At 69.1% G+C, this 14,329-nt stretch carries 12 protein-coding genes, 2 tRNA genes and 1 pseudogene; 2 read left to right on the top strand and 13 right to left on the bottom strand.

Annotated features, from left to right (window positions below):
- Positions 1 to 212 precede the first annotated feature (212 nt).
- From ABD987_RS27715 to ABD987_RS27690, 6 genes are all read right to left on the bottom strand, one after another.
- Positions 213 to 2,813, bottom strand: coding sequence for an ATP-binding protein (locus ABD987_RS27715; RefSeq protein ID WP_345399943.1), 2,601 nt, complete (start codon positions 2,811 to 2,813; stop codon positions 213 to 215).
- The gene (locus tag ABD987_RS27710) at positions 2,813 to 3,325 is read right to left on the bottom strand and encodes a hypothetical protein (RefSeq protein ID WP_345399940.1); all 513 of its coding nucleotides are present in this window, start codon (positions 3,323 to 3,325) and stop codon (positions 2,813 to 2,815) included. The genes ABD987_RS27715 and ABD987_RS27710 overlap by 1 nt, the downstream gene beginning before the upstream one ends.
- Positions 3,322 to 3,567, bottom strand: a complete 246-nt coding sequence (locus ABD987_RS27705; protein ID WP_345399937.1) for a hypothetical protein — start codon at positions 3,565 to 3,567, stop codon at positions 3,322 to 3,324. Before ABD987_RS27705 ends, ABD987_RS27710 begins: the two co-directional genes overlap by 4 nt.
- A gap of 15 nt (positions 3,568 to 3,582) precedes the next feature.
- The gene (locus ABD987_RS27700) at positions 3,583 to 4,608 is read right to left on the bottom strand and encodes a conjugal transfer protein (protein ID WP_345399934.1); all 1,026 of its coding nucleotides are present in this window, start codon (positions 4,606 to 4,608) and stop codon (positions 3,583 to 3,585) included.
- Positions 4,605 to 4,883 (bottom strand): hypothetical protein, encoded by a 279-nt coding sequence (locus tag ABD987_RS27695; RefSeq protein ID WP_345399931.1) that lies wholly within the window; start codon positions 4,881 to 4,883, stop codon positions 4,605 to 4,607. Before ABD987_RS27695 ends, ABD987_RS27700 begins: the two co-directional genes overlap by 4 nt.
- Before the next feature lie 72 nt (positions 4,884 to 4,955).
- Positions 4,956 to 5,828 carry a sigma-70 RNA polymerase sigma factor region 4 domain-containing protein gene (locus ABD987_RS27690; RefSeq protein WP_345399928.1) on the bottom strand — a complete coding sequence of 291 codons (873 nt, stop codon included), beginning with the start codon at positions 5,826 to 5,828 and terminating at the stop codon, positions 4,956 to 4,958.
- Positions 5,829 to 6,591: 763 nt separating this feature from the next.
- Between ABD987_RS27690 and ABD987_RS27685 the strand changes: the two are divergent.
- Positions 6,592 to 7,848, top strand: a pseudogene (locus ABD987_RS27685) (recombinase family protein); the annotation flags it as partial.
- Between the two features lie 645 nt (positions 7,849 to 8,493).
- On the opposite strand, the gene ABD987_RS27680 reads toward ABD987_RS27685, so the two are convergent.
- The 4 genes from ABD987_RS27680 to gltX all read right to left on the bottom strand — a co-directional run bounded on the left by ABD987_RS27680 (position 8,494) and on the right by gltX (position 11,210).
- Positions 8,494 to 8,566 (bottom strand) — tRNA-Glu (locus tag ABD987_RS27680).
- 102 nt (positions 8,567 to 8,668) lie between these two features.
- Positions 8,669 to 8,740: transfer RNA gene (locus ABD987_RS27675), tRNA-Gln, on the bottom strand.
- Between the two features lie 51 nt (positions 8,741 to 8,791).
- Positions 8,792 to 9,526, bottom strand: coding sequence for an HAD family hydrolase (locus ABD987_RS27670; protein WP_345399992.1), 735 nt, complete (start codon positions 9,524 to 9,526; stop codon positions 8,792 to 8,794).
- Between the two features lie 202 nt (positions 9,527 to 9,728).
- A complete protein-coding gene (gene gltX, locus ABD987_RS27665) occupies positions 9,729 to 11,210 on the bottom strand; it encodes a glutamate--tRNA ligase (protein ID WP_345399925.1) in 1,482 nt (493 codons plus the stop codon).
- A 98-nt stretch (positions 11,211 to 11,308) separates the two neighbouring features.
- Here gltX and ABD987_RS27660 point away from each other — a divergent pair, with 98 nt between their 5' ends.
- On the top strand, positions 11,309 to 12,550 hold the full coding sequence (locus ABD987_RS27660) for an FAD-dependent oxidoreductase (RefSeq protein WP_345399922.1): 1,242 nt from the start codon (positions 11,309 to 11,311) through the stop codon (positions 12,548 to 12,550).
- Here the strand turns inward: ABD987_RS27660 and ABD987_RS27655 are convergent.
- The 3 genes from ABD987_RS27655 to ABD987_RS27645 form a co-directional block, all read right to left on the bottom strand.
- Positions 12,547 to 13,317 (bottom strand): fumarylacetoacetate hydrolase family protein, encoded by a 771-nt coding sequence (locus ABD987_RS27655; protein WP_345399919.1) that lies wholly within the window; start codon positions 13,315 to 13,317, stop codon positions 12,547 to 12,549. The two genes, ABD987_RS27660 and ABD987_RS27655, sit on opposite strands and share 4 nt — an antisense overlap.
- A 36-nt stretch (positions 13,318 to 13,353) precedes the next feature.
- A complete protein-coding gene (locus ABD987_RS27650; RefSeq protein WP_345399916.1) occupies positions 13,354 to 13,914 on the bottom strand; it encodes a lipoprotein in 561 nt (186 codons plus the stop codon).
- 103 nt (positions 13,915 to 14,017) lie between these two features.
- Positions 14,018 to 14,326 (bottom strand): hypothetical protein, encoded by a 309-nt coding sequence (locus ABD987_RS27645; protein ID WP_345399913.1) that lies wholly within the window; start codon positions 14,324 to 14,326, stop codon positions 14,018 to 14,020.
- Between the last annotated feature and the right edge of the window lie 3 nt (positions 14,327 to 14,329).

Below are 14,329 nucleotides of genomic sequence, written 5' to 3'. Positions count from 1 at the left end.
CGACATCCGCGACTGGATCACGACCTGGAACGAGAATCCCGCACCATTCGTGTGGACCAAAGACGCCGACGAGATCCTCGACCGCCTCACCTCATATCTTGACCGGATTCCTGGCGCAGGACACTAGTTCTTTGCTGCCGTCGGGGCCCGCGGCGGGTATTGCGGTGGTCTCTTGGCGATGGCGCGCGACAGGCTGACCGGCTGAGGTTCTGTTACCGAACGGTCTTGCGGGAGTGGCCACGGTTGATGGTCGGTGTTGTGAGCACGGCCTGGGGCAGGGTGCGGTAGGGCTGGGTGATGACTTTGACGCGGCCGATGCGTCCGGAGTGGTCGCGGACCAGGAATTCGCCGGCTCGTGCTTGGCGTTCGGGTTCGCCGCCTGCGGGGTTGAGGGGTGAGAGGTCTTTGGTGACAGTGTCGTGGTGGTCGTCGGGGTCGGTGCCGAGCCAGGCGAGGCTGTGGCGGGCGAGGTCGTCGTCGCGGTGGCGGCCGAGGAAGCGCACGGCGATGAGGCCGCGCAGGATTTCGTCGCCGAGGTCTTGGGGTGCGTGGGAGCCGAAGGCCATGTCGGCGCCGTGTTTGCGGCCGTCGCGGACGAACTCCAGGGCGATTTGCTGGCCTTCGGGGGTGCCGGTGACGTTGTAGGCCTCGTCGCAGATGAACTCGCCCCACCGGTCGGTGGTGAAGCAGATCTCCTTCGCGATCGCGGCGATCAGCAGGTGCAGCGCCCGCCCGAACAGCTTCCGCGGCGGGATGCGCGCGACCATGCGTTCGGTGCTCATCTCCAGCGCGCTCGGCAGCGGGATCTCGTTGGTGCAGAACACCACCATGTCCGCGCCCAGGAGGTTGACCGGTTGCAGGTCGGGGTCGAAGATCGGGCGGGTGATCGGGTCGCGGCGCAGCCGGGCCAGCCGCTCGGCCAGCGCCCGCGCAGCCGGATCCTTCCGCCCATGCTGCGCGAGGGTGTCGATCAGCGTGGTACTGGAGGCGTCCGGTCGGCCGCTGATCTCGTCGAGGCCGCGGCCGAGGGCGTCGCGTTCGGCGGAGTTCGATTCGAGGTCGAGCCAGGAGGCGAAGAAAGTCTCGGTGATCCCGGTGCTGGTCTTGCCGTGAAACACGCGCAGTGGGTCGCAGGAGTGGCGCAGTTCGGCCGGGGTGGTGCGTTCGTTGTCGAGGGCAGGGTCGACGATGTCGACGATCTGGCAGTCCCCGGGCAGCGCGTGCGCGAAGGGTTCCCATTCGCGGCTGCGGGTGCGGTCCACGACGATGACGCGGCCGTCGAGCATGAGCCGAACGACCGCGGCGACGTTCTTGAGCACGACGGATTTGCCGGAGCCGAGTTCGCCGAGCACGGCGATGCCGCCGGAGGAGTCGTGGCTCGGGCCGTAGGTGGGGTCGAGCAGGAACGGGGTGATCGCGCCACCGTCCAGCACCATGCCGAACAGCGCACCGGTCGGGTCGCCGAACTCGGTCGCCGAAACCGGAAGCAACATCGCGCAGTCACTGGCCAGCAGGTTCTGGGAGCATTCCCGCACCACCATCGGCGTCCGGTGCCCGGGCAGCAGGGCTTGGTAGAGCTGTTTCTGGCCGCCGAGCGGGCGTTCCCAGGTGTACTCGCCGCCCAGGAACGCCTGCCGCACCGTTGTGGCGCGGGCGTCGCACTCGGCGGCGGTGGCGCCCCAGACGCAGGCGACGACACCGACGTCGAGGTCGATCTCGGTCGTGCTGGCGCCCAGGCGCGCGTTCTTGTGCTGGATCTCCTCCTGCGCCGAGCGCACATCCGCCGGCACCCCGACCCGATCCCCGCCGTGTTCCTCGTCCTGACTCATCAGATCCCGTGTCCGGCGCCGGTTGGCGACCTTCGCGTCCTCATTAGACCTGGCGGTGATCCGCAATGCGTAGTCGACGCCGAACCCGATCCCCGCCAGCCGGGAGAGGATCTCGTGGCCGGGGAAGGTGAACGCACGCGGCATCTCCGCCAGCACCAGAAACGCCTGGTAGCTCTCCACCAGACCGCCGTCGCCCGGGGTCAGGCACTTGAGGAACCGGCGGTTCAACGTCCGCAGTGGACCAGCAAGTTGCTTCAGCTTGCTGGTGCCGCCTCGGTTTTCTGGGAGGTGGTCGGTGCGGCCGCCTTCGTCGAGCACCGTGCTGCGCAGGGTGGCCAGCTGGGCGCGGCCATGGCCGGGCCGGAGGCGAATGCCGCTGTTGTGCAGGGCAGCGACGTTCTCGAGCTGGGGTTCGTTGACGCCACGGACCGGCGCCCGGCACAGCCACCACAGCAGCTCGGCCTCCGTCGCCGGGCGCAGTGGGAACGCCGCCCCGAACTCCTGCTCCGCGCTACGAGCCCGCTCCCGCGCGGCGGCGATCGCCGCGACGGTCGCGGGGCGAGCCGGGATGCCCAGCGATTCGGCCAGCGCGGCGCCGGTGGCGCGCAGCAGGCCGTGGACGGCGTCGCGCCAGCCGTGCCCTGCCAGGGGCGTGGCGACCCAGTAGCTGCGGCCGAGCACGTCGAGGTCCTCGAGCTGGTCCCAGGCGTGGTAGACGGTCTCGGCCCAGTGCGGGTTCGCGTCCAGGTCGATCCGGTCGAGGCAGCGTCGGATGATCGCGTGCGGCTGGACCTGCTCGCACAGCGACGCGATCATCACCTCGCCGCGCAACGACTTCATGAACGTCAACGTCCGCGCATACAGCTCCTGCAGCTGCCGGCCCGTCGAGCGGGCACTTTCGCGCGGCAGGATCCGCCACACCGCCCAGGTCGCCCCGTCCACGCAGAACAGCAGGTTCCCGCTGACATCGAGAATCGGGTCCATCACGCCGCACCCCGGTGCTCGGTCCGCGCACGCGCCAGCAGCAGCTGCAACGACGACACCACCGGACTCGCCGTGCACGGCTCCGCAACAGCGCGCTCGGCGACCTGTTCGTCGGTGGCGTGTAAGTACATCCGGCTCTGTATCCACAGTGGACGATCGGGCCGGTACGGTTTGCCGCGATGAGTTCCGGCCGCCGGAGCGAGCAAGTGGGTGACCAGGCCGTAAAGCCAGCCTAGGGGTGTGCGGGATTCGATCCGCGCGCGGCGCACGAGCAGCGCGGCCAGCGGGACGCCCCAGCGGGCCGGGCCGAGCCAGTCCAGCAACGGCAACTTCCACACGATCACCAGCAGGATCATGAACAGGACGCCCTGGGTGAGGGTGTAGGGGCCGCCGGGCAGGTAGCCGCCATCGCGGCCGGGCATCCGGCCGAACATCCGCGGGAACCGCCGCGACCTCGTGTAGGAACGACCGACCAGCACCTCGCCACGGCCACGCCGCGCGGTCGTGCTCATTTGGTGAACCACGAGCCGAACATGCCCGCGACCCCGTCGAGGTTGAGCAGGATACCCAGGAACACCGCCGCGATCACCCCGTACTTGATCGCCCGGGTGAAGTTCCCGCGGGTCCCGACCAGCAACCCGATCCCGCCGACCACCGCCGCCAGCAGAATCAGCCGCCGGACGGACTGGTCACCCCAGGCGAGGTTGGTGTCGATCCAGGACTTCACATCCGCAGCGAGCACGATGCTGTTCATGACTTCCTCCTCGGTCTACCCGCCGGTGCGCGGCGGTGCGGCGGGTGCTGGCGAACTTCCGTTGGGCACCGAAGCGGCAGGCGAGCCCGTCGGACTCGGTGGAGCCGCCAGCAGCGGGACGGGGTCAATTTGGCTGATCTCCCACCGACCCGCGCGCGCCGCCAAGGTCAGCGCGTAGTCCAGGACCGTGACCTGGCCGGTGGCGTCGTAGCCCCAGGCGCGGGCCAGGACGTGCGTGTCGGTGCGATCCAGCGGTCGAGCGGCTTGCCCCGGCTCGAACTTCTCGTGCGTCCGCAACTCCGCCAGCTGCACCGCCGCGTACGGCGGAGGCGCGACAGGGGCCAGCGGCGATCCCGGGGACGTGTACCGGTCGAGACCACCTTGCCCCGCCAGGTAGGAGGTGAGGAAACCGAGCACGGACTGGCCGATCGGGCCGGTCAGCTCCGCGGTCTCCGGGTAGCCCAGGGCCGGGGCCTCCAGGGTGGCGGGGCACGCCACCGGTGACGGCAGCGCGGCCGCCGCGTACGCGGCGCCTGCTGGGGTGGTGGCTTCGAGCAGGCTGACCTGGACGCAGGTGAGCTTGGCGGTGTGCTTGCCGTTGGGCTGCTGGGTCAGCAGGTTGACCGCGACCACGACCGACCACTCCCCCGCCCGCGGCGAGGTCACCGAGACCGTCGCGGTGTCCACCGGAACCTGCGTACCGACCGTCCGCTGCGTCTTCATCCCGGCCGGGTAGAAGGCCTCCAGGCCCGCGGAGTCATCGCGGCTGGCCGACAGCCAGGACCGGACATACATCTCGGCCCAGCCCTGCGGTGCCCGCTGCGCCACCGGCACGTCGCCTCCGAGCGGTGGTGGCGGCGTGGGGCGCAGCAGCAGTAGCCCCGCGAGCGTCGCCAGTGGGCTCGCCACGATGACCGCCCAGGCGAGTAGCGTGCCGCCGCGCCGGGTCGCCGCGCGCATCGCGGGCTCCACTGCGGCGTCGGGCAGCAGCCTGCCGAGAACGTGCGCGGCTCGCGTACGAGACCTGGCGCGGCGGCTCATGAGCTGGTCCCGTCCGGATCCGAGACCGACGAGACCCCAGCGAGACCCAGCACGAGATCGAGACGCCGCCGCAACCGCGCCTGCGAGACCCCGGCGAGACCGTCCATCGCGTCACACGCCCGGAAGGCCAAGTCGTCGAGGAACTGCTGCAGCTCGCCGTAGAGCTGCCGGTCGATCAACGACGTGGCCAGCCGCTGCCCGAGCTGGCGGGCACGAACCCGGGCGAGGGCGATCGTCTGCTCGTCAGGATCGAGCTCGGTGTGGAATCGGGTCACGGAAGCTCCCAACCGGAACGCATCGACGGGGCTGTGGTGCTCCAGACATGCACTTCGGCACCGGTGTTTGAGTCACCCCGCCTCCCGGCGGGCGGAGCCTGGGAACTCGCGTGCCGCCGCCGCGAGTCGCCGGCACGCTCGCTGGCGATGGCGGGTGACCGTGGACTGGGTCATTTCCAGCACCGCAGCGACCTGACGGTCGGTCGCGACGCCGTCGCGCCCCACCTGGTCGCCGAAGTAGCGGGCGGTGAGGATCGCGGCGTCCTTCTCCGCCAGCCATTCCTCTTCCACCGCCCACGCCAGCAGCTCGAGAAGCTCCTCCGACGCGTCCACCTCGACCGGCTCCCCGGCCACCGCAGCCTGGCCGTCCGGGGCGTCGAAGCTGACGACGTGCGCGGCTGCCTGCCGCAGGTCGACGCCAAACGACCGCAGCACAGCCCGCTGGGTGTCCCGCACCAGGTTCGCCGCCACGTGGTGGCGACGCCGCAGCGGATAGGACCGAACCCGCTCCCACAGATGCCCGATCACCGTCGCCTGGACGTCGCGGACGTCCTCGGTGGCCGATACCCCGGCACCGCAGAGCCCGCGGCGCACGCCACCGCCGGTCGCGGCCTGGCAGGCCCGCAAGACACGCCCGGTGATGCCCGGCACCGCGGCCAGCATGGCGGTCATGACCAGCTCGGCGGCGACGAGACCGTCCTCGCCCACCGTCGCAGCTCGGCGCACCAGGGTGAACAGCACCTCGTCGTGGCGGACGTAGTCCCGGGTCGCCAGGACCTCGCCCAGCTGGGTGTGGGAGGTGATCGTCGCCAAGGCCGGATCTCGCGTCGACCACGCGCGTAACGCGGTGTCGAACCGGAGTATCGAAGGCGGGCGCTCGAACTGCGTCTGCAACATCGACAACGGACTCGGCGCGTTCGAGAAACGCGAAGTGCTGATGACCATCGGACGAGGCCCCTTTCCTGCGGCAACAACCTCGCCGCGAGCCTCGAAACCGCCCCTTGCCCCAAACCCGAGCCGAAACCTTGCCCCACCCCAGGAGCAAGCCGATCTTCACTCGAACAGACCAGCGCGCTGAGACGGCGAGCGCGCATCCAAAAGTCCCGTCTCGCCTGGATACAGATCGTCGAGACTGGCTCAATCGAGAGTTTTGCTGTCTCCGTGTCGTGTGCATCAAACACTGCCATCCGCGCACATGTCTCCGGCGACATTCCGCTCTGCTATCCCTGGCGGTCTCGGCTCGGCGAGACCACCACGAGACTCCCAATGAGGCAACCGAGAGACGAGAAGTCCGCAGCTCTCGCGACTTTCTCATGGTCTCGAATTTCATCAAGGGAGCGGACAGCGCGACGGAGCCGACGGCGACCAGCACCCGCAGGGCAGCACCTGCGGGGATGCGGAGGTGCTTGGTGGGCCCACACCGCAACACTAATGAACCCCGCCGAGACTATCCGGCGACTATCCCGCTACCACGTCAAATGGCTGCCGATGACGCGGATTGCTTGTCTAAGAAAATCTCCGCGAAGCCGGACTGGTGCTACAGTCAGAATCGCCAATCCGGTTCTGACCGCAGGTTTTCTGGTCACATCGCGCACATTCACGACGCCGAAAGCGAACGTCTCCGCCACCGGCTCACGGCCGTTGTCCGTGAACTTCTTCGCTGGGCTGATCAGCATTCCTGCGCTGACTCCAGCGAGGACAACACCGCATGACCGTCTCCGACGAACTGACCGTGAACCCACCGCCGCCGAGCACGAGCCTGGGACCGTCCGGGCTGTCGGACTACGCGGTCTCGCCGTTCGGCATGCCGACCGCGCTGCTACGCAACGAGGTCCGTGTCGCGGTCCTCGGCCGCACCTCGACCGAGGATCAGCAGGACCCCCGGCAGTCGATGATCCGCCAGTTCGGCAACTGCCGGACCGCGCTGCCCGAGTCCTGGGTCATCGTCGCGCACTTCTACGACGTCGAGTCGGGCCGGATGGAACTCGAGGCGCGCGGCCACGGCACGGACTACGAACGATTCGACATCCCGATCGCCCGGGACGGCGGTGTCGCCGACCTGCTCGCCGAAGCCGGCCACCCCACGCGCCGGTTCGACGTCGTGATCTGCGAGAGCATCTCCCGCGTCGCGCGTCGCGCGTTCGAAGGCCTCTCGATCGAGCGGGCGCTCGAACGCGCCGACGTGCCGCTGCTGGCCTCCAACGAACCGATCAGCATCTCCGGCAGCCAGGCACAGCGGGTCCTCCACCGGCGGATCAACCAGTCGATCGCCGAGTACGAGGTCCTCAACACCCTCGAACAGTCCTGGGGCGGCCTGTGCACCCACGTCCGGGACGGCTGGAACATCGGCAAACCACCCCACGGCTACAAGGCCAAGATCCTCCCCCATCCGAACCCCATGAAGGCCGAGAAGGGCAGAACCAAATCCCGGCTGGAGCCCAACGGGATCCGCGGCGAGACCATCACCCAGATGGCCTTGTGGCGCTACTACGAAGGTCTCGGCTACGGCGTCATCGCCGACCGCCTCAACGCCGACCTCCAGCGCTACCCACCGCCCGAAGCCCCCAGCAAGGCACGCACCCGCGGCACCTGGAGCAGAAGTGCCGTCTACCACATCCTCAGCAACCCCAAGTACACCGGCTACCAGGTCTTCAACCGGCGCGCCACCACCTCCAAACGCGGCAAGGTGAACGAGCCGATCAAGTGGGTCTGGTCCCCGCACCCCATCCACGAACCACTCATCCCCAAGTGGATGTTCGACGCCATCAACGCACAGCGCGCCCAGCGCAGCACCCGCGACGGCAACCAGCTGCACAAACACCCCCAAACCCGACGAACGTTCCTGTTCCGAGGGCGAGTTATCCACAGCTGTGGACGCCGCATGATCGGCGACACCAAGCACAACCGGCTCTTCTACTACCTCTGCTGGCCCCGCAAGAACAACCGCGGCGGACCCGACCCGCACGCCGGCCTCCCCACCGCGATCCGCATCCGCGAAGACGACCTGCTCGACGCCATCGCCCGCTTCTACGCCGACCGCGTCTTCGGAACCCACCGCCACACGATCCTCGCCAACGACCTCGCCAACGACCTCGCCAACTTCGACGACCACGCTGGCCGCGAGCGCCAAGTCGAACGAGAACGCCTCCAGCGCCAGCTGGCCGACGTGGCCAAGCGTCAGGACGCCGTGATGAGGCAGGCGCAAGCAGGAGACCCGGACGACCCGTTCGCGAAAGCCCTCCGGCAGACCTACAACGACCTCGAAGGCCAGAAGAGCAAGGCCCAGAGCGCTATCGCCCAGCTCGCCGCCCAAGACGCCACCGAGCCGGACAGGCCGAAGCCCGCCGACCTCGAACTGCTCGAAGCGCTCCCCTACCTGACCGCCAACCTGGCCTCGGCCCCGCAGCCGCTGCTGCGAGAGCTGTTCGAAGCCACGCAGCTCGAGATCCGCTTGCACGGCGAAGGCGAGGAGGCCACCATGAGCATCAAGCTGCCGGTCGACCGGCTACCGGCAACAGGTCACATCGCGGAGAGGATCGACGACGTCATGTCGACTACAACCAAAACACCCCCTGACCTGGGAGGTCAGAGGGTGGGTGGTAGTTGTACGTACCCCCGATGGGATTCGAACCCACGCTACCGGCGTGAGAGGCCGGCGTCCTAGGCCGCTAGACGACGGGGGCTTAGGAACTTTCCCCGTGTTACCGGGGAGCTTTTCTGTTTTTCTTGCGAGAGAGAATCTAGCAGATCGGATTTTCCGGCCTGCGAGGGGGTCTCCCTTGCAGCTGGGGTACCAGGACTCGAACCTAGACTAACTGGACCAGAACCAGTCGTGCTGCCAATTACACCATACCCCAGTGAGGTACTGATCCGATCTTGCGTGGTTCAGCACCGCACGAGGAGAAATACTAGAGCACGCCGTCCCGGAGCGTGAACGCGGGGGTCGCCCCGCCGCGCTGCGCGGGCACGCCGACCGTCGCGTACTCGGAAACCAGCAGCTCAGGGAGCTCGTCGAGGCTCGCCACGGTGTGCACCCCCGCCGGCGCGCGCTCACCGACGCCGTCCCGGTCGAGCCAGACCGCGCCGAGGCCCGCGTTGTGCGCGCCGATGGCGTCGGTATCCAATTTGTCTCCCACGTGGACGGCGTGGGCGGGATCGCAGCCGAGTTCATAACACACCGAGTGGAACATCACAGGATGTGGTTTGGCGACACCGAGTTCCCCGGCAATGGCGACGTGATCGAAAAACGGGGCGAGCCCGAGATCGGCGATCTTTCTTCGCTGGTGCGCTCCCGAGGCGTTGGTCACGGCCGCCAGCCGGAGCCCGGCGGCCCGCAGCCATTCCAGGCACGGCATGACGTCGTCGAAGAGTGACCACGAGTCGGCCAGCAGCTCGCGGCGACGGCGTTCGAAGGAGCGCACGTGGTCGTCGTCGGCGGAGATGCCGAGCTCGGCGAGGAAGCACTCGGTGCGCCGATGGTGCATGGCCGGGTAGTCAATCTCCCCGGCCACGACGAGGGCGACGTGCTCCTCGGTGATGAGGTCCCACAGCGGCCACAGGTCGCCGCGGCCGGTGAGCAGGGTGAGGGTGCGCCGGATCGCCGTGGTGCAGTCGATCAGGGTGTCGTCGATGTCCAGGCACACCAACCGTAGTTCGGGCGGTACCCACGGTTCCTGCCCGGTGGCGGGAGGAGCGGTTGGCAACGGGGTCCGGGGTGCCAAGGCGAAATCCACCCCGTGAGGCTAGGGCTTTTACCGCGTGCGCGACGCGGCCAAAGAGGTGATTGCACCGGCACCGGACCGGGGCAGCCGTGCTACTCGCGGTTGGTGGATCGTCCCCGTTCGGTTATCCGTTCAGCGCGCGGCGCAGCCTGCCGAGCGAGACGTCCCGGCCAAGCAGCTCCATGGATTCGTACAGCGGCGGTGAGACCGTGCGCCCGGTGACCGCGACGCGCACCGGCGCGAAAGCCTTGCGGGGCTTGAGACCCAGACCGTCCACAAGGGCCTCCTTGAGCGCCTGCTCAATGCCCTCGGTGGTCCACGACGGCAGCACTTCGAGCGCGGCGATCGCGGCGGTCAGCACCGGTTTCGCCGTCTCGCCGAGGTTCTTGGCCGCCGCGTCCTCTTCGGGTACGAAATCCGCGTCGGCGACGAACAGGAACCGCACCATCGCGGAAGCTTCCGAGAGAACCGTGACGCGCTCCTGTACCAGCGGCGCGATCGCGTTGAGCCGTGTGAGCAGCTCGTCACCCGGCTCGGCGGGAAGGACGCCGTCCGCGACGAGATACGGCGTCACGCGGGTCACGAACTCGCCGACCGGCAGCGCGCGGACGTGCGTGGCGTTGATGGATTCGGCCTTCTTGAGGTCGAAACGCGCCGGGTTGGCGCTGACCTTCCCCAGCTCGAAGGCCGCGACGAGTTCGTCGACGCCGAAGATGTCCCGGTCGTCGGCGATGGACCAGCCCAGCAGCGCGAGGTAGTTGAGCAGCCCCTCCGGGATGAAACCCCGGTCCCGGTAGTTGAACAGGTTCGACTGGGGGTCCCGTTTGGACAGCTTCTTGTTGCCCTCCCCCAGCACGTAGGGCAGATGCCCGAACTCGGGGGTGAAGTCGGTGACGCCGATGCGGCGCAGCGCGGCGTAGAGCGCGAGCTGGCGCGGCGTCGAGGGCAACAGGTCCTCACCGCGCAGGACGTGCGTGATCCGCATGAGCGCGTCGTCGACCGGGTTCGTCAGCGTGTACAGCGGCTCGCCGTTGGCGCGCACCAGGACCGGGTCGGGCACCGAGCCCGCCGGGAAGTTGATGTCGCCGCGGACGAGGTCCGTCCAGCCGAGGTCGGTGGCCGGCATGCGCAGCCGCAGCACCGGCACGCGGCCCTCGGCGCGATAGGCGGCGCGCTGCTCGTCGGTGAGATCGCGGTCGAAGTTGTCGTAGCCGAGCTTCGGGTCGCGACCGGCGGCCTTGTGCCGCGCCTCGACCTCGTCGTTGGTCGAGAACGCCTCGTACAGCTCACCGGCCGCGAGCAGCCGGGCGGCGATGTCGGCGTAGATCTCCCGCCGTTCGCTCTGCCGGTACGGGCCGTGCTCACCGCCGGCCTCGGGCCCCTCGTCCCAGTCGAGCCCGAGCCAGCGCAGCGCGTCGAGCAGTTGTTCGTAGGACTCCTGCGAATCCCGCGCGGCGTCGGTGTCCTCGATCCGGAACACCAGCTTGCCGCCGTTGTGCCGGGCGAAGGCCCAGTTGAACAGCGCCGTGCGGATCAGGCCGACGTGCGGGGTGCCGGTCGGCGAGGGGCAGAAACGCGCGCGAACCACAGGAGTCGTCTCAGTCATAGCCCGATCAGCGTATCCGTCCCCGGCACGCTTGACGCACCCGCGTGCCGGGTGCATCCTGAACTTATTCAACAGGTGATGAATAAGGGGTGATCGAGATGACCGAACGCACCGGATGCGTCGTCGTCGGGGGCGGTCCCGCTGGCATGGTGCTGGGCCTGCTGCTGGCCAGGGCCGGGGTCGAGGTGACCGTGCTGGAGAAGCACGCGGACTTCCTGCGCGACTTCCGCGGCGACACCGTGCACCCGTCGACGCTGACGCTGCTCGACGAACTGGGCCTCGGGGAGAAGTTCCACGCGCTGCCACACAGCGAAATGGACTCGGCCGGCTTCCCGACCGCCGACGGCGGCATGATGAAGCTCGCCGACCTGACCAGGCTGAAGGTGCCCCACCCCTACATCGCGATGGTCCCGCAGTGGGACTTCCTCGATCTGCTCGCCGAAACCGCGGCCAAGGAACCGACGTTCACGCTGCGGATGAGCACGGAGATGACCGGGCTGGTCCGCGAGGGCGGCCGCGTCGCCGGGATCGGCTACCGGACCGCCGACGGCGAGACCGGTGAACTGCGCGCCGATCTGGTAGTCGCCGCCGACGGCCGCTGGTCACTCGCCCGGCGCGAGGCCGGTCTGGTGCCGGTGGAGTACGACAACCCGTTCGACGCCTGGTGGTTCCGGATCTCCCGTCACGAAGGCGAGGGCAGCGGGATGCTCCGGCCGAGGATGCGCAACGGCCGGTTCGCCGTGCCGCTGCCGCGCCCCGGCTACTTCCAGGTCGCCTATCTCGGCCCGAAGGGCGAGGACCTGCGGGAGCACGGCGTCGAGTGGTTCCGGGAGAACGTCGTCGAGGTCATCCCCGACTTCGCCGACCGCGTGCACGAACTGAAGACGACCGACGACGTGAAGTTCCTCGACGTCCGGCTGAACCGGCTGCGGAAGTGGCACATCGACGGGCTGCTCTGCGTCGGCGACGCGGCACACGCGATGTCGCCGATCGGCGGCGTCGGCATTAACCTCGCGGTGCAGGACGCGGTGGCCGCGGCGACGCTGCTGGCCGCCTCGCTGCGCCGGGGCAGGCCCTCGGAAGCGGACCTCGCCAAGGTCCGCGCGCGGCGCCTGCTGCCGACCGCGCTGGTGCAGGGCCTGCAGCGGATCCTGCACCGGGCCGTGATCCGCCCGGTGATGGCGGGCAAGCGCAACGGCCCGCCCCCGCTGATGATCAAGCTCTTCAGCCGCTTCCCGGCGCTCACCGTGCTCCCGGCGCGCCTGCTCGGCCTCGGTTTCCGGCCGGAGCACGCCCCGGTGTTCGCCAGGCGGGCGATGGAGCCGGCCGCTCGGAACTAGGCGTCCACCACCGGGTTGGTGAGGGTGCCGATGCCCTCGACGGTGATCGAGACCTGCTGCCCGTCGACGATCGGGCCGACCCCCTCCGGGGTGCCGGTCAGGATGATGTCGCCGGGCAGCAGCGTCATGACACCGGAGACGAACTCGACCAGCTCGGGGATCTTGTGCACCAGGTCCGAGGTGCGCCCGTCCTGCTTGAGCTCACCGTCCACTTCGGCCTTCAGCGACAGGTCCGCCGGGTCGAGCGTGGTCTCGATCCACGGCCCCAGCGGGCAGAAGGTGTCGAAGCCCTTGGCGCGGCCCCACTGGCCGTCGGACTTCTGCAGGTCGCGCGCGCTGACGTCGTTGGCGACCGTGTAGCCGAGGATCACGCTCTTCGCCTGCTCGGCCTTGACGTTCTTCACCGGCTGGCCGATGACGACGGCGAGCTCGCCCTCGAAGTCGACCCGGCCCACACCGGCCGGACGCCGGATCGGCGCGTGCGGGCCGATCACGGTGGTCGACGGCTTGATGAACAGCATCGGCGCGGCGGGCACCTCGTTGCCGAGCTCGGCCGCGTGCTTGGCGTAGTTGCGGCCGACCGCGATCACCTTCGACGGCAGGATCGGCGCGAGCAGCCGCACGTCGGCCAGCGGCCAGCGTTTGCCGGTGAAGTTCGGCTTCCCGAACGGGTGCTCGGCGATCTCGAGGACCTGGGCGTCGTCACCGTCCCCCTCGATCGAGGCGAACGCGACTCCGGCGGGGTGAGCGATACGGGCTAGACGCACGTCTGCGGAGTCTACGTGCGTCTAGCCGGCAGCGCCTCAGGTGGTCGGGTGCAGGGTCGACTTCGCCAGCTCGTACGCCGCGAGGTTGTCCTTGAACAGCTCCGCGTCGAGCCCGCTCGTGGTGACCAGCACGGTGTCCGCCCCGACCGGGACGGCCAGCGCCACCTGCGGCAGCTTCTCCTCGCTCGCCACGCTGTTGTACGTGACCTCCTTGGCCGCGATGGACCCGGCCTTGACGTCCTTGTACGCGAAGTCCGCGTACTTGCCGACGCTGGTGAAGGACTTGAGCGCGGCCATCGGGTCGGTCACGCCGGTGGCGCGCAGGACCCGGACGAAGCCGATGCCCCCGGCGGGTTTGGCGTCGATCTCGCACAGCAGCTCGGCGCCGCTCATCCGCTCCGGTGGGCTGACCGCCTTGGGCTGCCACTTCTCGGCGGGCCGGAAGCTGACCGGCATCGGGCAGGCCGTACCGGCCGCGCCGATCTCCGCGCCGCCCGCCGCCGCCTTCGTCCCGTTCGCCGGTGCGGGATCGGAACCGCAGCCGGCGAGGGTGAATCCCGCGACCGCGATGGCGGCCGCGCTGATGATCTTGCGCATGGGTGTCCCCTCGTGAAGAGCCCCCCGACCCGCGCGTCAGCCTAGAGCACCGCGATCCGGACGTGCCGGGATTTTTCACCCGGGCACGCCGCGCGTCCGCGGTTCAGCCGCCCGCGAGCTCGTAGTCGTCCGCCGCACGGCTTTCCGGTTCGTCGAGCCAGACCAGCCGGGCGTCGGCGAAACCGAGGTGGCGCTTCAGGATGCCGTCCGCCGAATGCGAGCGCCAGGTCATGCCCGGCTCCCACATGACCGCTTCGCGCGGCTCCCCGAACTCGATGCCGTAGGCGAGGAACGCGCCGTTGTCCTCGTCGTCCAGCCGCTCCCGGTACACGCCGTAGAGCGCGAAGAGACGAGGCGCGTACTCCCTCGCCTCGTCGTCCAGCACAGCCAGTGTCAGTTCGTTTTCGTCCACTTT

Source organism: Amycolatopsis samaneae (assembly GCF_039541975.1).
Taxonomy (GTDB): Bacteria; Actinomycetota; Actinomycetes; order Mycobacteriales; family Pseudonocardiaceae; genus Amycolatopsis; species Amycolatopsis samaneae.
This window is presented reverse-complemented; position numbering and strand designations above follow the sequence as displayed.